Source organism: Paraburkholderia nemoris, from assembly GCF_905221015.1.
GTDB classification, from domain to species: domain Bacteria; phylum Pseudomonadota; class Gammaproteobacteria; order Burkholderiales; family Burkholderiaceae; genus Paraburkholderia; species Paraburkholderia nemoris.
In genome coordinates this window covers 381,645-396,849 of the sequence record NZ_CAJNBO010000003.1, presented here as the reverse complement: position 1 = coordinate 396,849, position 15,205 = coordinate 381,645, and the positions used below count along the sequence as shown (strand labels likewise).

Below are 15,205 nucleotides of genomic sequence, written 5' to 3'. Positions count from 1 at the left end.
TCCGGGAAAAGACGCAAATGGCCGGCAAGGCCGCTCATTCTATGGCATCGGCAGCGAGGAATTGATCGCCACCGGATGCGCCGGCGGCGTTTCTTGCGCTGCGGCAAAGGCTCGTGGGTGACTCAAACCCAGCCCAAACCCGCCACAAATCCAGCGCGCACCGGTTTAGGGCGCACTTAGCGTTTTCCATCCCTTGCAACCTGAATTGCGGCGCACCATGATTCATTCAGACCGCGTTCCTCGCGGATGGGAGAAAAATCATGGCGAGCTACCAGAAAATCCTGCTGTGCTACGACGGCTCGCGCGAAGGCCGCAAAGCGTTACGTTGCGGCGCCGACCTGGCGTTGGATCTGAAGGCGGAAACGCACTTACTATCAGTGGTCGACATGCGCTCGAGCATTGCGCAAAGCGCGGGCCTGCTGACCGATGTGGCCTGCGGCAGTTTCGAAAAAACAGCTCGCGACATCCTGCAGGAAGGGGTGGACTGGCTCACCGAACGCGGCGTGACCGCGCAAGGACATTTTGCGTTTGGCCATCCGATCGACGAGATCGCCAATCTCGCTAACGAATTGCATGTCGACCTCGTGGTGGTCGGCCATCGTTGCCGCACCGGGCTATCACGATGGTGGATGGGCGCGGGCAATACCCCGCTGCTCGATCGGGTCTCGTGCAGCATTCTGGTGGCGTGCTCTTCCGCGCAGGAGCAGCAGCAAGCGGCGGCGGCCTGACGCACGGCGGGGCGAAGCGCGTGGACTGGATTGAATGAGTTGAATGAGCCATGTGGCCGAAGCGATCGCCGCGTTCGCTTCGGCCAAACTGTGATTCGCTCATACGCTCAAGTCGATAGCGAGCGCCGGGCGATCACTCGTTCAGATTAACCGCCGCCAGCTTCCATGTGAACAAGCCTTCGCGCCGCAAGATCGCCGAGTAACGCGCGTCACCAGCACCATGCTGATAGCTGACGACGAACTCATTAAGGCCGCGGTAGCCCGCCGTGGTTTGCGGCGGTTGTGGCGGCGTGGCGCTGTTTCCGTTGTTGCCCGCAACAGCGGGCGCCGGTTCGGGTGCCGCCGCGGTGGCGGCCGGCGGATTTCCGGCGCCAGCCGGAACAGGAGGGCGCTCGCCCGGGTTGCCGCGCGGCGGCATGCCGTTCAGCAATGCCGCGACACCGTCGGGTGTTGCATAAGCGTCGACCAGCGGACCGATCAAGGCCACGCCGATCATCGCGCCAATCGCCGCGAGCGGATTGCCGTTGCCTTGCCCGTCGAGCCGGCGCGTCAGCAGGCCGGTGACCTGCTGCTTCAGGCTCTCGCGCAACGCGGGAAAGTCGACGTATTCATTGACGGTTTGCGCATCACGCGCATCCGCCGCGCGTTTGAGGGTATTCAGCGCCATATAAGGCGACGCGTAACAGAACCCCAACGCGGCAATCACCACAATCACAATCAAGGTGACGATCAGTGGCCGGGCGGCGCTGCGTTTCGTGCGTGTTGAAACTGCCATCGAGTGGGACTCTCCATCAGGTGTGATCTAACGTGGACCGCGGCCACGCAAAAACGATCCCAGGCGATGCGATATCCGAAACGGCGTTAGCGGGTGAACAACATACGCCGGGTGTCGCGCGTCGTGCAGCCGCAATGGAATGCGGTGCACGCGCAATGCAGCTTATGACTCGAACACCGCGCCGTGCACGTTGGCTTCATCGGCGATGCAACGATCGATCATGCGGCACACCGCGTCTACCGTGCCGACCATGATCAGCCGCGACGGTCCGTGATACACGCGTACCGGCGCACGGCGTGCGGGTTCAGCCGTATTCAGCCCCGAATTCAACGACACGCGAGCAAAAGCCGGCAACGAGGACGGCAAGCCCGATACGCCGGCGGCCGCGTCGAACAGCGATAGCGATGGAGTACTGGCGGAGGACGCCTCGATCAGCGAACACGGCACCAGCTTGCGCAGATGACGCAAACGACCGAACTGGCGAAAAGGCAGCAGGCGGGCAAGGCGTTCCATGAGTCTCTCCAGGCGATTCAACGTTGGGGCAGCTTTGGGTTTGGCGTACGAGTGGGCAGTTAGAACTCGCCCGGGCGGATCAGCCCGACGGCGATGCCCTCGAGCGCAAATTCCGCGCTGCCGGTTTCAACGAAGATGTTGTCGTAATCAGGGTTCTCGGCGATCAGCTCGATACCGTTCGGGCGGCGCTTCAAGCGCTTGACCGTCACGTCGTCGCCAAGCCGCGCGATGATGATCTGGCCGTCTTTGGCTTCGCTTTTCTTCTGCACGGCGAGCAGGTCGCCGTCGAAGATGCCCGCGTCGCGCATGGACAGCCCACGTACCTTCAGCAGGTAGTCCGGCTTGCTCGAGAACAGTGCCGGATCGCACGCGTAGTGCTGCGAGATATGTTCCTGCGCGAGGATCGGGCTACCCGCGGCAACGCGGCCGATCAGCGGCAACGACAGTTGCATGATGCTGGCGTGCGGCAGCGTGAACTGGTACGGAGAATCTTCCGATCCGCCCAGCAGGCGAATACCACGCGATGCGCCGGCCGCCAGTTCGATCACGCCCTTGCGGGCGAGGGCGCGCAGATGCTCTTCTGCCGAGTTGGCCGAGCTGAAACCCAGCTCGGCGGCGATCTCCGCGCGGGTGGGCGGAAAGCCGGTGCGTTCGATGGCCCGGCGGATCAGATCGAAAACCTGCTGCTGTCGTGCGGTGAGTTTGGTCATGGCGCCACTGTATGTATGAACAGGTGCCTGTATTTTTATACAGTATTCCGCGCAATTCAAGCTTTACTTTAAGTTCGTGTCCTGGGGTGGCGTTCCAGCGTCGTAAATGGACGCTTTAACACCCGTTTGCGTGCCGCAACGCCTTATCCGGCCGTCATTACCACTTTTGCGTATTAAAGAATGAAGAAACATTATTTTTAATGATGAAAGCTCTTCGATAGACTGCCCTTCGAGTTGGCGCTCATGTGCACGTGACCGCGACGCAAAACAACACCACACGCTGTTTCAGCGGACAACAACGCGGAGAAAGTTGGAATGAACCATCAGGGCACGGGGCTGGCAGGCAAGACCAGAAAACTTATCGCGGCGCTCGCATTCGGCGCAGTCGGTACGATCGCCGCGGTCGGCGTCACGGTTCAGGCACAGGCAGCCGACACGACGCTGCTGAACGTGTCGTACGACCCGACACGCGAGCTGTACCAGGACGTCAACCAGGCATTCGGCAAGGAATGGAAGGCGAAAACGGGCGAGACGATCACCTTCAAGCAGTCGCACGGCGGCTCGGGTGCGCAAGCACGCTCGGTGCTGGACGGTTTGCAGGCGGACGTCGTGACCTTGGCGCTTGCCTATGATATCGACGCGCTGGCCAACAAGGGTTTGCTCGACAAGGGCTGGCAAAAACGTTTGCCGGACAACGCGTCGCCGTACACGTCGACGATCGTGTTTCTGGTACGCAAGGGTAATCCGAAGCACATCAAGGATTGGGACGATCTGATCAAGCCGGGTGTGTCGATCGTGACGCCGAATCCGAAGACGTCGGGTGGCGCGCGCTGGAACTACCTGGCCGCATGGGCCTATGCTGAACATCAGCCGGGCGGCAATGACCAGAAGGCCAAGGAGTTCGTCGGCAAGCTCTATAAGAATGCCGGCGTGCTGGATTCGGGCGCGCGTGGCGCGACCACCAGCTTCGTGCAACGCGGTATCGGCGACGTGCTGATCGCGTGGGAAAACGAGGCGTTCCTCTCCCTGAAGGAATTCGGTCCGGAGAAGTTTGAAATCGTCGTGCCGTCGGTGAGCATTCTGGCCGAGCCGCCGGTTGCGGTGGTGGACAAGGTGGTCGACAAGCACGGCACGCGCAAGGTAGCGGAAGCGTATCTGAACTTCCTGTACAGCGAGGAAGGTCAGGAAATCGCCGCGAAGAACTTCTACCGTCCGCGTTCGAGCAAGGTGCCGGCCGAGCTGACCTCGAAGTTCCCGAAGCTGAAGTTGTACACGGTGGACGATTCGTTCGGCGGCTGGGCGAACGCGCAGAAGACGCACTTTGCCGACGGCGGTGTGTTCGATTCGATCTACTCGCCGCAGTAACGGGTAGTCAGCCGGACCAGATGCACAGTTAGACGCCGCAGTTGAGCGCGTAGTCACACTTCGCCAGAAAGCGCGCCCGCGAGGCGCGCTTTTTGGCCAGCCAGGCGGCCGGAAAAAGAGCCGCCGGCCTCAACCCTGAAAGAGTACTGAGCATGACGACGTTGACCTTCCGAAAACCGAGCGCCTTGCCCGGTTTTGGCCTGACACTCGGCATCACGGTGGCTTATCTGAGCCTCGTGGTGCTGATTCCGCTTGCGGCGACCTTTCTCAAGACCGCGACGCTTGACTGGCCTCAGTTCGTGCGCGCGGTGAGTTCGCCGCGCGTGCTCGCGTCGTATCGCCTGACGTTTTTCTCGGCCCTCGGCGGCGCGCTGATCAACGCGGTGTTCGGCTTTCTGGTCGCGTGGGTGCTGGTGCGTTATACGTTCCCGTTCAAACGTATCGTCGACGCGGTGGTTGATCTGCCGTTCGCCTTGCCGACCTCCGTGGCCGGTATTTCGCTTGCGGCGGTGTATGCGGGCAACGGCTGGATCGGACAGTTTCTCGAACCGCTCGGCATCAAGATCGCTTTCACGCCGGCCGGTGTGCTGATCGCGCTGACCTTTATCGGTTTGCCGTTCGTGGTGCGGACCGTGCAGCCGGTGCTCGAAGAGTTCGAGCGCGAACAGGAAGAGGCGGCTGCGTGCCTCGGCGCGTCGCGTTGGCTGACGTTTCGGCGCGTGGTGTTGCCTGCGGTGTTCCCGGCTTTGCTCACGGGTTTCGCGCTGGCGTTCGCGCGGGCGCTCGGCGAATACGGCTCGGTGATTTTCATCGCCGGTAACGTGCCGATGAAATCGGAAATCACGTCGCTGCTGATCATTACCAAACTCGAACAATACGATTACGCCGGCGCCACCGCGATTGCGGTCGTGATGCTGGTGGTGTCGTTCCTGATGCTGTTGTTGATCAATACGCTGCAGTGGTATCTGCAGCGCCGGACAGGGCGTGGCGGCGCAGGCCCGGCGCCTGCCGCCGCGAGTGTGGCGGCGATCGGCGTCGGCGGAGGTGTGCAATGAGCCGCAACTCTCTGAATGGCGCGGATGCCACGACCGTCGCCGTGGCGCCACGCGCGCCGCTCAATATCGCGCGCCGGCCCGATCCGGTTACTGAACCCCCCGTCGTGCGCTGGATTCTGACCGGCATCGCGTTGCTGTTTCTCGCGCTGTTCCTCGTCGTGCCGCTCGTCGCCGTGTTCTATCAGGCCTTGAGCAAGGGCATTGGCTTCTATCTGGAATCGCTGGTCGATCCGGATGCGTTGTCGGCCATCAAGCTCACCGTGATCACGGCTGCGATCGCCGTGCCGCTGAATCTCGTGTTCGGCCTCGCGGCGTCATGGTGTATCGCCAAGTTCGAGTTCCGTGGCAAGGCATTGTTGACCACGTTGATCGATCTGCCGTTCTCGGTCTCGCCGGTGATCTCCGGTTTGATCTACGTGCTGATGTTCGGCGCGCAAGGCTGGTTCGGCCCGTGGCTGCAGGACCACAACGTGCAGATCATCTTCGCGGTGCCGGGCATCGTGCTGGCGACGATCTTCGTCACGTTCCCATTCGTCGCGCGTGAACTGATTCCGCTGATGCAGGCGCAAGGCAACGACGAAGAAGAAGCTGCGCACGTGCTCGGCGCTTCGGGCTGGCAGATCTTCCGGCGCGTCACGCTGCCGAACGTGAAATGGGGCCTGCTGTACGGCGTGATTCTGTGCAACGCGCGGGCGATGGGCGAGTTCGGCGCGGTGTCGGTGGTGTCCGGCCACATTCGCGGCCAGACCGACACGATGCCGCTGCACGTCGAAATTCTCTATAACGAATACAACTTCTCGGCGGCGTTTGCCGTGGCGTCGGTGCTGGCCTTGCTCGCACTCGTCACGCTCGGCCTGAAGCTGCTCGCCGAGCGCCATATGTCGGCGGAACTGTCGGCCGCGCGCGATGTGCCGGCGTATGCAGGGCCGGTCACGCCGCCGTCCGCTTCACAGTCTGCTTCACAGTCCGCTTCACAGTCCGTCAATGCAACGCATGCATCGCATCAACACGCGCTCAAGCAAGGAGAGCTGTAATGGGTATCACCGTTCGTAACCTGCAAAAGCGCTTTGGCGATTTCGTCGCGCTCGATAACGTATCGCTCGACTTTCCCCCGGGCGAACTGGTTGCGCTGCTCGGGCCTTCGGGTTGTGGCAAGACCACCTTGCTGCGTGTGATTGCCGGCCTCGAATATGCGGATGCCGGCCAGGTCGTGCTGCAAGGCCAGGACGTGGCGACGGTTGGTGCGCGCGAGCGTGAAGTCGGCTTCGTGTTCCAGCATTACGCGCTGTTCCGTCATATGACGGTGTTCGAGAACGTGGCGTTCGGCTTGCGTGTGAAGCCCCGCAAGGAACGGCCTTCGGAAGCGGTGATTCGCGAGAAGGTGCATGAACTGCTGAAGCTCGTGCAACTCGACTGGCTCGCGCAACGCTACCCGTCGGAACTGTCGGGTGGCCAGCGCCAGCGGATTGCGTTGGCGCGTGCGCTGGCTGTCGAACCGAAAGTGCTGCTGCTCGACGAACCGTTCGGCGCGCTGGACGCGAAGGTGCGCAAGGAGTTGCGCAGCTGGCTGCGTCGTTTGCATGACGATCTGCATATCTCGACGATCTTCGTCACGCACGATCAGGAAGAGGCGCTCGAAGTGGCCGACCGTATCGTCGTGTTGAATCGTGGACATGTGGAGCAGGTGGGCAGTCCGCAGGACGTGTACGACCATCCGCAAACTTCGTTCGTCTACGAGTTTCTCGGCGCGGCGAACCGTCTGCATGGCAATGTGGACGCAAGCGGCTTCGTGGTCGACGGCGCGGCGTTGCCGGTCGCGATCACGGCTGGTTTCAGCGGACCGGCGTTCGCGTATGTACGTCCGCACGATCTGCAGTTGTATCCGCAAGCGTCCGGCCATCGCGAAGGCATTGTGGTCGACGTGCGGCGCGTGGTGACGCTCGGCGGCTCGGTGCGTGTCGAACTGGCCGGCCGTGAAGGCAATGTGCTCGAGGCGGAACTCGATCGCGAATCGTGGCGCGATCTGCAACTGTCGATCGGCGACGGCGTGACGGCGGTGCCGCGCGCGTTGCGCGTATTTCCGGCGCAATAGGCGGCGCCACGAGCAGCAACGCAAGCGGCAACACAGGCAGCGCAACAACACTCGGCGTTTCAATCAAACTCTAATAACTCAACTCTGGCTCAACCGGAGACATACAGATGAACTTTCAGCAATTGCGCTTTGTGCGCGAGGCCGTGCGTCAGAACATGAATCTGACTGAGGTGGCGAACGTGTTGTACACGTCGCAGTCGGGTGTGTCGAAACAGATCAAGGATCTGGAAGACGAGCTCGGCGTCGATATTTTCATCCGGCGCGGCAAGCGTCTGACGGGCCTCACCGAGCCGGGCAAGGCGGTGCATCAGTTGATCGAGCGGATGTTGCTCGATGCGGAGAATCTGCGCCGCGTCGCGCGTCAATATGCCGATCAGGACAGCGGCCACCTCGTCGTGGCGACGACTCACACCCAGGCGCGTTACGCGCTGCCGAAGGTGATCCGTCAATTCACCGAGGTGTTCCCGAAGGTGCATCTGGCGCTGCGCCAGGGCAGCCCGCAACAGATTGCGCAGATGATCATCAACGGCGAAGCGGACATCGGTATTTCGACGGAAGCGCTCGACCGCTTTCCCGATATCGTCACGTTCCCGTGCTATTCGTGGCATCACGTCGTGGTCGTGCCGAAGGGGCATCCGCTGGTGGGCCGCGAAAATCTGACGCTCGACGAGATTGCCGAATTCCCGATCGTCACGTACGACCAGGACTTCACGGGCCGCTCGCACATCGACCAGGCGTTCGCGAAAGCGGGTGCGTTGCCTGACGTCGTGTTGACCGCCATCGATGCCGACGTGATCAAGACGTACGTCGAACTCGGCATGGGCATCGGCGTGGTTGCCGCGATGGCCTACGATCCGAAGCGCGACACAGAACTGGTCGCGCTGGATACGCAGCATCTGTTCGAAGCGAGCACGACGCGGGTCGGCCTGCGCAAGGGCGCGTTCCTGCGCGCATACGCGTACCGGCTGATCGAAATGTTCGCGCCGCAGTTGAATGAAGCGGAAATCGCTGCACAGTTGCGCGAAGCGGTTTGAGGGATGCGCCGGATCGTCACGGTTCGGCGCAGGGCACGCGCGGCGCCTCGTGAATTCATTGCGGCACCAAACGTGCGATTTTCAAGCGGGCTGCGGGCGGCCTTGATGTAAACGCCGCGCAAACGCGTGGCGCACGGAGCGCCGGCCTCACCCAGCTCCGAAACGAACGGGTATCCGTTTTTTCACGCATGGCGGCGCGCGGCGCATCGCTTACAATCGCCGCCATGAATACTTTGACTTCTTCCCCCGCCACACCTTCAGGCGAAGGCGCTACGCCGCTGCTGCCGCGCATCGCCGTGCTGGCGACCGGCGGCACGATCGCCGGCGCGGCCGCGGACGCCACCAACACATCAGGCTACCAGGCCGGTGTGGTCGGCGTCGAGCAATTGCTGGCCGTGGTGCCGGCCTTGTCCACGGTGGCGCGCATCGCGCCCGAGCAGATTGCCAGCGTCGACAGTAAAGACATGGAAATGTCACTGTGGACCACGCTCGCGCAGCGCATCAACACGCTGCTCGCCGACGATGACGTCGACGGAGTGGTGGTCACACATGGCACCGATACACTCGAAGAAACCGCCTATCTGCTGCATCTGACGGTCAAGTCGGACAAGCCGGTCGTGCTGACGGCAGCCATGCGCCCGGCGTCGGCGCTGTCCGCCGATGGCCCGCTGAATCTGCTGAACGCCGTGACGGTCGCGGCGCACGCGGGTTCGCGTGGGCAGGGCGTGCTGGTGGCGTTCAACAACAAGATTCACAGCGCACGCGACGTGGTCAAGACGAGCACGTACGCGGTTGACGCCTTCCAGTCTCCGGATATCGGCGCGCTCGGCTGGGTGCAGGACGGCCGCGTCGAATTCCAGCGCAGCGTGGTGCGTCCGCATACGCTCGCGACCGAATTCGTGATCGGCGCGAAGTGGCCGCATGTGGAGATCGTCGTGAGCTACGCGGGCGTTTCGCGCATTGCCGTGGACGCGCTGGTCGCCGCTGGTGTGCGCGGTATTGTCGTGGCGGGCACAGGCAACGGCTCGATTCACGCTTCGGTGCAGCAGGCGCTGGCCGATGCCGCTTCGCAAGGCGTCGTGGTGGTGCGTGCGTCGCGCGTGGGTTCAGGGCATGTGATGCGCAACGGCGCGGCCGCCGACGACGCACTCGGTTTCGTCAGCGCGGGTTCGCTGAATCCGTACAAGGCGCGCGTGCTGCTGATGCTGGCATTGGCCGCGGGCGGCACAGGGCCGGTGGCGTTGCAGAAGACTTTCGATATGTACTGATTGATTGAGCGCGGGCAGCCTGGTTCAAAGTCAGAACCGTGTCCCGCACATGAAGCTTGAATGACAACGCGGCGCCCAGGTCATCGACCCGAGCGCCGCGTTGCCGTTTCAGCTTAGAGCGTGTTAGGCACTTTGTGTGAGACCTGGTATCCTGGCGGGATGAAAAGAGCAGACCGCAAAGGGTATCCGACCGATGTGTCCGACGAAGAATGGAGCTTCGCGGCACCTTATCTGACGCTGATGGACGTCACCGCGCCGCAGCGCAAATACGAACTGCGCGACATGTTTGATGCATTGCGCTGGATGGCTCGGGCCGGCGCGCCCTGGAGGATGCTACCCAATGATTTTCCACCTTGGGAGTTGGTGTATCAGCAGACGCAACGCTGGTTGCAGGCAGGCTGTTTTGAGCACATGGTCAGCGACCTGCGCTCGGTGATACGCGTGGCACAGGGACGGCAGGGACAGCCCAGCGCCGTCATCCTGGATGGCCGCACGATACAGTCGACCTGCGAGAGCGGGCCACGCGCGGGCTATGACGGTTATAAGCGCAAGCGCGGCAGCAAGGTTCACATTGCGGTGGACACCCTGGGACAGTTGCTGGCGGTACATGTGACACCTGCCAATGAACAGGAGCGCGCACAGGTAGCAGAGCTTGCGCGTCAGGTCCAGCAGGTAACGGGACACACGGTCAAGGTGGCATTTGCCGATCAGGGATACACAGGCAAAGAGCCAGCGCAGGCCGCACTCGATGAAGGCATTGAACTGCAGGTGATCAAACTGGAAGAAGCGAAAAAGGGCTTTGTACTGCTGCCCCGGCGGTGGGTGGTCGAGCGCAGCTTTGGCTGGCTCAACCGTTTCCGCCGTCTCGCACGTGATTACGAACGACTACCCGAAACGCTTGCCGGGCTTCATTTCGTGGTCTTCGCAATGCTTATGCTCGTTCACGCAGTGCCAGTTCTTCAAAGTGCCTAACACGCTCTAAGGTTGATCGCTATCGCCGGAAACAGGCGGCGCGGGCAAGCATTTAGGACGCCAGATCCGGAGGCAACTTCCCGCCGTTCGCCGCCAGTGCTTGCATTACCTGTTTGTGCAGCCAGATGTTCATGCTTGCCGAATCGTTCGTGTCGCCGCTGTACTTCAGTTCCTGGGCGAGTTGCTTGCGATGCTCGAGGCTGCTGTCGACGCCGAGCGCTTTCAGCGTGTCGACGATCGACGTGCGCCAGTTCAACGTTTGCCCACTCTCGCTCACGAACTGGTCCATGACGACCGCGACGTCGACGTCAGTCAGCGGCGGCGGTGCCGGCGCAGCGTCTGGTGCGGCAGCTTGTGCCGCTGCCGGATCCGGTGTCGGCTCAACCGCAGGCGCAGGCTGGTCGGGCTTCGCTTTGCCGAAGAGCTTGTTTACGATGTCACCAAAAATGCTCATGCTGAATCCTTTGCAGAGGGGTTACCGGCGCAAGCACATTCCGCTCACGGGTTGAACTCTGGTTGCGAATCGGGCGAATGAAACGAAGCACATGTGCCGCGATGATCGGCAAGCCGCACGTGAACGCTGATACGCCAGCAACCAGACTCAACGAGTGTAGGAGAAAAGCGGGGAGGGATGTGTCAAAAAAGGTCGTGCCGCGGGCGCGGAGTTGCAAGCAAATGCAAGCGGACTTGCGAGCACACGTGGGAGGAGACCTGCAAGGAGAGGTACTGGCAGGCGGCATGCATGATGCAGCCGCTGCGAGAGATTGGCGGAAAACGCATAAATTTGAAATCCGACAGCCGGACACCCGACGACGACGTCTGACCGACCAAGGCTTCCCCGGCGCCGCCGGGTGCCGCTGCGGACCCCACTTGCCGCTCTCAGCCCAGAGCGGCACGATTTGCCCGTTTCGCCATGCATGCCGCACGACGAACCGGGCGCCCCACCTGCGTTGCCACGACGGTCACGTTGAAACCGCAACCGTCACGGCAACCTTGTTGTTGCTTAAGCTGCCTTGGCTTCGCTACCCGGCGCTTGCGCGACTTCGTAGTTCGCCATGATTTCGAGCGCGCGCACCATGGCCGAGTGATCCCATGCCTTGCCGCCATTCGCCGCGCATACGCTGAACAGTTGCTGCGCGCTTGCCGTGTGCGGCAGGGCGATGCCGAGCTTGCGTGCGCCGTCGAGGGCGAGGTTCAGATCCTTCTGGTGCAGTTCGATGCGGAAACCCGGATCGAACTTGCGCTTGGTCATACGCTCGCCATGCACTTCGAGAATGCGCGACGAAGCGAAACCGCCCATCAATGCCTTGCGCACACGCTCCGGATCGGCGCCCGAGCGCGACGCGAACAGCAGGGCTTCGGCCACCGCTTCGATGTTCAGCGCGACGATGATCTGGTTCGCGACCTTGCAGGTTTGACCCGCGCCGTTGTCGCCGATCAGCGAGATATTCTTGCCCATCAGTTCGAACAGCGGCTTAGCCAATGCGAACGCTTTTTCCGGACCGCCGACCATGATCGTCAGCGACGCTTCACGCGCGCCGACTTCGCCCCCCGAAACCGGTGCATCCAGGTAGTCGACGCCCAGCGCGTTGATCTTCTTCGCGAAGGCTTGCGTGTCGAGCGGCGAGATCGAGCTCATGTCGATCACCAGCTTGCCCTGCGTGAGGCCCGCGGCGACGCCGTCGTCCGCGAACAGCACGTTGGCGACGTCAGGCGTGTCCGGCACCATGATGATGACGATGTCGGCAGCTTGTGCGACAGCGGTCGAATTCGCGACCACGGTGGTCGTCTTGCTCAGATCTTCCGGCACCGGATAAGCGCCATTCACGAACAGCGAATGACCGCCCTTGATGAGGTTGCGCGCCATGTGCGCGCCCATGATGCCGAGGCCGATGAAACCGATCTTTGCCATGTGTCTAAATCTCCAGTGTTGTTTGGGGTGATGTGCCTGAGTGATCAATGAGCCGATCGTTAAGTCGATCAGGCAGCGGCGTGGGCTGCGCCGCGGGTTTGCCCGGCCACGCTCTGCACCCAGCCGAGGCCGGCGGCGGTGGTCGTGCGCGGCTTGTATTCGCAACCGACGTAGCCTTCATAGCCGAGCGAGTCGAGCAGGTCGAACAGGAACGGGTAGTTGATTTCGCCGGTGCCCGGTTCGTTGCGGCCGGGGTTGTCGGCGAGCTGGACGTGCGCGATCTGCGGCAGATTCTTCTTGATCGTTGCCGCGAGTTCCCCTTCCATCCGTTGCATGTGATAGATGTCGTATTGCAGGAACAGATTGTCCGAACCCACCGCGCGAATTACGTCGAGGCCTTCGCCCGAACGGTTCAGCGCGAAGCCGGGGATGTCGTACGAATTGCACGGCTCGACCAGCAGCTTGATGCCGGCTTTTTTCAGTTCGCCCGCGGCGAAGCGCAGATTGTCGACGATCGTCGAGCGCGCCTTGTCCGCATCGACGCCTGCAGTCGGAATGCCGACGAGGCAGTTCAGTTGCGGCACCTTCAGGGCCTTCGCGTATTCGATCGCACGGCCGACACCTTCCTGAAACTCGCCTACGCGATCCGGCAGGCACGCGATGCCGCGTTCGCCCGCTTCCCAGTTGCCCGCGGGCAGGTTGTGCAACACGAGTTTCAAACGGTTCTGCTGCAGACGTTCGCTCAATTCAGCGATCTGATACGGATACGGAAACAGGAATTCGACGGCGTTGAAGCCCGCGTCCGCTGCTGCCGCAAAGCGGTCGAGGAACGGGACTTCGTTGAACAGCATGGTGAGATTCGCTGCAAATTTCGGCATGGTGCTTTTTGTCTCGCTGGTCGGTCAGTGGAATAACTTCATGAGGCGATTCAGTGGCGTTGAATGGCTACGCTGCTGAATCGCGCTCATCTACTGCAAAGTCGGAGAGCTCAGTCGAGCATGCTGATTGCCGTCGGCGCGTCTTCGCGCTTCTCGGCCAGATCTTCGAACTCGTTGATCGCGTCGATTTCGGTGCCCATCGAAATGTTGGTCACACGTTCGAGGATCACTTCGACGATCACCGGCACGTTGAACTCGGAGAGCATCGATTGCGCTTTCAGCAGGGCCGGCTTGAGTTCTTCCGGCTTGAACACGCGGATCGCCTTGCAACCGAGGCCTTCGGCAACGGCGACGTGGTCCACACCGTAGCCATTCGTTTCCGGCGAGTTGATGTTCTCGAAGCCGAGCTGCACGCAGAAGTCCATATCGAATGCGCGCTGCGCCTGGCGAATCAAACCGAGGTACGAGTTGTTTACCACCACGTGCACATACGGCAGCTTGAATTGCGCGCCGGCTGCCAGCTCTTCGATCATGAACTGGAAGTCGTAGTCGCCCGAGAGTGCGACGATCGGACGTTGCGGGTCTGCTGCGCGCACGCCGAGCGCTGCCGGAATCGTCCAGCCGAGCGGGCCTGCCTGGCCGCAGTTGATCCAGTTACGCGCCTTGTAGACGTGCAGGAATTGCGCGCCGGCGATCTGCGACAAACCGATCGTGCTCACGTAGCACGTATCGCGGCCGAACACCTGGTTCATTTCTTCGTACACGCGCTGCGGCTTCATCGGCACGTTGTCGAAGTGCGTCTTGCGATGCATCGTCCGCTTGCGTTGCTGGCAATCGGCGACCCATGCGCTGCGATCCTTCAGCTTGCCGGCAGCCTTCCATTCCTTCGCCACTTCAACGAACAGTTCGAGCGCGAACTTCGCATCCGAGACGATACCGAGGTCCGGACCGAACACGCGGCCGATCTGCGTCGGCTCGATGTCCACATGCACGAACTTACGGCCCTTGGTGTAAACCTCGACGCTGCCCGTGTGACGGTTCGCCCAGCGGTTGCCGATGCCGAGCACGAAGTCGGAGGCGAGCATCGTCGCGTTGCCGTAGCGGTGCGAGGTTTGCAAGCCGACCATGCCGGCCATCAGCGGATGGTCATCGGGAATCGCGCCCCAGGACATCAAGGTCGGGATCACCGGCACGCCGACGGTTTCGGCGAATTCGACCAGCAGGTCTTCAGCGGCTGCGTTCAGCACGCCGCCACCCGAGACGATCAACGGCTTTTCAGCGTCATTCAAAAGCTTCAACGCGGCTTCGATCTGTTTGCGGGTCGCTTTCGGCTTGTAGACCGGCAGCGGCTCGTAGGTGTCGATGTCGAATTCGATTTCGGCGAGCTGCACGTCGATCGGCAGGTCGACCAGTACCGGACCCGGACGGCCCGAGCGCATCAGGTGGAAAGCCTGCTGGAACACGCGCGGCACCAACGCCGGCTCGCGCACGGTGACGGCCCACTTGGTGACGGGCTTGGCGATCGATTCGATATCGACGGCCTGGAAGTCTTCCTTGTACAGACGCGCACGCGGCGCCTGGCCCGTGATAGCCAGAATAGGAATCGAATCGGCCTGAGCGGAGTACAAACCGGTGATCATGTCGGTGCCGGCGGGGCCCGAGGTGCCGATACACACGCCGATGTTGCCCGGCTGGGCGCGCGTATAGCCTTCGGCCATGTGCGACGCACCTTCGACGTGACGCGCCAGCACGTGGCTGATGCTGCCTGCCTTGCGCATGGCCGAGTAGAACGGGTTGATTGCTGCGCCCGGAACGCCGAATGCGGTGTTGATGCCTTCTTTTTCGAGCACCAGCACGGCTGCGTCGACGGCTCTCATCTTGGCCATGAATGTCTCCTGAATGT

At 61.9% G+C, this 15,205-nt stretch carries 15 protein-coding genes; 8 read left to right on the top strand and 7 right to left on the bottom strand.

Annotated elements, in window-relative coordinates:
- Positions 1 to 260 precede the first annotated feature (260 nt).
- The gene (locus KHO33_RS06635) at positions 261 to 728 is read left to right on the top strand and encodes a universal stress protein (RefSeq protein ID WP_054034575.1); all 468 of its coding nucleotides are present in this window, start codon (positions 261 to 263) and stop codon (positions 726 to 728) included.
- Positions 729 to 861: 133 nt separating this feature from the next.
- On the opposite strand, the gene KHO33_RS06630 is transcribed toward KHO33_RS06635, so the two are convergent.
- The 3 genes from KHO33_RS06630 to lexA all read right to left on the bottom strand — a co-directional run bounded on the left by KHO33_RS06630 (position 862) and on the right by lexA (position 2,726).
- Positions 862 to 1,503 (bottom strand): DUF2939 domain-containing protein, encoded by a 642-nt coding sequence (locus KHO33_RS06630; RefSeq protein WP_200564495.1) that lies wholly within the window; start codon positions 1,501 to 1,503, stop codon positions 862 to 864.
- A gap of 162 nt (positions 1,504 to 1,665) precedes the next feature.
- Positions 1,666 to 2,016 (bottom strand): hypothetical protein, encoded by a 351-nt coding sequence (locus tag KHO33_RS06625; RefSeq protein ID WP_054034574.1) that lies wholly within the window; start codon positions 2,014 to 2,016, stop codon positions 1,666 to 1,668.
- 59 nt (positions 2,017 to 2,075) lie between these two features.
- Positions 2,076 to 2,726: a transcriptional repressor LexA gene (gene lexA / locus KHO33_RS06620; RefSeq protein ID WP_054034573.1), complete on the bottom strand. Its 651-nt coding sequence runs from the start codon at positions 2,724 to 2,726 to the stop codon at positions 2,076 to 2,078.
- Between the two features lie 315 nt (positions 2,727 to 3,041).
- Here lexA and KHO33_RS06615 point away from each other — a divergent pair, with 315 nt between their 5' ends.
- The 7 genes from KHO33_RS06615 to KHO33_RS06585 all read left to right on the top strand — a co-directional run bounded on the left by KHO33_RS06615 (position 3,042) and on the right by KHO33_RS06585 (position 10,512).
- Positions 3,042 to 4,091 (top strand): sulfate ABC transporter substrate-binding protein, encoded by a 1,050-nt coding sequence (locus KHO33_RS06615; RefSeq protein WP_054034572.1) that lies wholly within the window; start codon positions 3,042 to 3,044, stop codon positions 4,089 to 4,091.
- A gap of 152 nt (positions 4,092 to 4,243) precedes the next feature.
- Positions 4,244 to 5,146 carry a sulfate ABC transporter permease subunit CysT gene (gene cysT, locus KHO33_RS06610; protein ID WP_093632607.1) on the top strand — a complete coding sequence of 301 codons (903 nt, stop codon included), beginning with the start codon at positions 4,244 to 4,246 and terminating at the stop codon, positions 5,144 to 5,146.
- A complete protein-coding gene (gene cysW / locus KHO33_RS06605) occupies positions 5,143 to 6,180 on the top strand; it encodes a sulfate ABC transporter permease subunit CysW (protein ID WP_200564496.1) in 1,038 nt (345 codons plus the stop codon). Before cysT ends, cysW begins: the two co-directional genes overlap by 4 nt.
- Positions 6,180 to 7,238: a sulfate/molybdate ABC transporter ATP-binding protein gene (locus KHO33_RS06600; protein ID WP_054034571.1), complete on the top strand. Its 1,059-nt coding sequence runs from the start codon at positions 6,180 to 6,182 to the stop codon at positions 7,236 to 7,238. The genes cysW and KHO33_RS06600 overlap by 1 nt, the downstream gene beginning before the upstream one ends.
- Before the next feature lie 107 nt (positions 7,239 to 7,345).
- The gene (locus KHO33_RS06595; protein WP_093632609.1) at positions 7,346 to 8,272 is read left to right on the top strand and encodes a CysB family HTH-type transcriptional regulator; all 927 of its coding nucleotides are present in this window, start codon (positions 7,346 to 7,348) and stop codon (positions 8,270 to 8,272) included.
- Positions 8,273 to 8,496: 224 nt separating this feature from the next.
- A complete protein-coding gene (locus KHO33_RS06590) occupies positions 8,497 to 9,540 on the top strand; it encodes an asparaginase (protein WP_054034690.1) in 1,044 nt (347 codons plus the stop codon).
- A gap of 159 nt (positions 9,541 to 9,699) precedes the next feature.
- Complete coding sequence (locus tag KHO33_RS06585; RefSeq protein WP_054043730.1) at positions 9,700 to 10,512, top strand: IS5 family transposase; 813 nt, start codon at positions 9,700 to 9,702, stop codon at positions 10,510 to 10,512.
- Positions 10,513 to 10,564: 52 nt separating this feature from the next.
- Here the strand turns inward: KHO33_RS06585 and KHO33_RS06580 are convergent, their stop codons facing one another.
- The 4 genes from KHO33_RS06580 to gcl form a co-directional block, all read right to left on the bottom strand.
- Positions 10,565 to 10,966, bottom strand: a complete 402-nt coding sequence (locus tag KHO33_RS06580; protein WP_054034570.1) for a DUF3597 domain-containing protein — start codon at positions 10,964 to 10,966, stop codon at positions 10,565 to 10,567.
- A 549-nt stretch (positions 10,967 to 11,515) separates the two neighbouring features.
- A complete protein-coding gene (locus tag KHO33_RS06575; protein ID WP_054034569.1) occupies positions 11,516 to 12,424 on the bottom strand; it encodes a 2-hydroxy-3-oxopropionate reductase in 909 nt (302 codons plus the stop codon).
- 68 nt (positions 12,425 to 12,492) lie between these two features.
- Positions 12,493 to 13,302 carry a hydroxypyruvate isomerase gene (gene hyi, locus KHO33_RS06570; RefSeq protein WP_200564497.1) on the bottom strand — a complete coding sequence of 270 codons (810 nt, stop codon included), beginning with the start codon at positions 13,300 to 13,302 and terminating at the stop codon, positions 12,493 to 12,495.
- A 110-nt stretch (positions 13,303 to 13,412) separates the two neighbouring features.
- A complete protein-coding gene (gene gcl, locus KHO33_RS06565) occupies positions 13,413 to 15,188 on the bottom strand; it encodes a glyoxylate carboligase (protein WP_054034568.1) in 1,776 nt (591 codons plus the stop codon).
- Positions 15,189 to 15,205: the final 17 nt, after the last annotated feature.

What these genes read in the sequence shown, in the direction of transcription:
- hyi (WP_200564497.1), bottom strand. Translation starts at nt 13,302, where the DNA reads ATGCCGAAATTTGCAGCGAATCTCACCATGCTGTTCAACGAAGTCCCG.
- gcl (WP_054034568.1), bottom strand. Translation starts at nt 15,188, where the DNA reads ATGGCCAAGATGAGAGCCGTCGACGCAGCCGTGCTGGTGCTCGAAAAA.
- KHO33_RS06580 (WP_054034570.1), bottom strand. Translation starts at nt 10,966, where the DNA reads ATGAGCATTTTTGGTGACATCGTAAACAAGCTCTTCGGCAAAGCGAAG.
- lexA (WP_054034573.1), bottom strand. Translation starts at nt 2,726, where the DNA reads ATGACCAAACTCACCGCACGACAGCAGCAGGTTTTCGATCTGATCCGC.
- KHO33_RS06615 (WP_054034572.1), top strand. Translation starts at nt 3,042, where the DNA reads ATGAACCATCAGGGCACGGGGCTGGCAGGCAAGACCAGAAAACTTATC.
- KHO33_RS06585 (WP_054043730.1), top strand. Translation starts at nt 9,700, where the DNA reads ATGAAAAGAGCAGACCGCAAAGGGTATCCGACCGATGTGTCCGACGAA.
- KHO33_RS06635 (WP_054034575.1), top strand. Translation starts at nt 261, where the DNA reads ATGGCGAGCTACCAGAAAATCCTGCTGTGCTACGACGGCTCGCGCGAA.
- KHO33_RS06575 (WP_054034569.1), bottom strand. Translation starts at nt 12,424, where the DNA reads ATGGCAAAGATCGGTTTCATCGGCCTCGGCATCATGGGCGCGCACATG.
- KHO33_RS06630 (WP_200564495.1), bottom strand. Translation starts at nt 1,503, where the DNA reads ATGGCAGTTTCAACACGCACGAAACGCAGCGCCGCCCGGCCACTGATC.
- KHO33_RS06590 (WP_054034690.1), top strand. Translation starts at nt 8,497, where the DNA reads ATGAATACTTTGACTTCTTCCCCCGCCACACCTTCAGGCGAAGGCGCT.
- KHO33_RS06600 (WP_054034571.1), top strand. Translation starts at nt 6,180, where the DNA reads ATGGGTATCACCGTTCGTAACCTGCAAAAGCGCTTTGGCGATTTCGTC.
- cysW (WP_200564496.1), top strand. Translation starts at nt 5,143, where the DNA reads ATGAGCCGCAACTCTCTGAATGGCGCGGATGCCACGACCGTCGCCGTG.
- cysT (WP_093632607.1), top strand. Translation starts at nt 4,244, where the DNA reads ATGACGACGTTGACCTTCCGAAAACCGAGCGCCTTGCCCGGTTTTGGC.
- KHO33_RS06625 (WP_054034574.1), bottom strand. Translation starts at nt 2,016, where the DNA reads ATGGAACGCCTTGCCCGCCTGCTGCCTTTTCGCCAGTTCGGTCGTTTG.
- KHO33_RS06595 (WP_093632609.1), top strand. Translation starts at nt 7,346, where the DNA reads ATGAACTTTCAGCAATTGCGCTTTGTGCGCGAGGCCGTGCGTCAGAAC.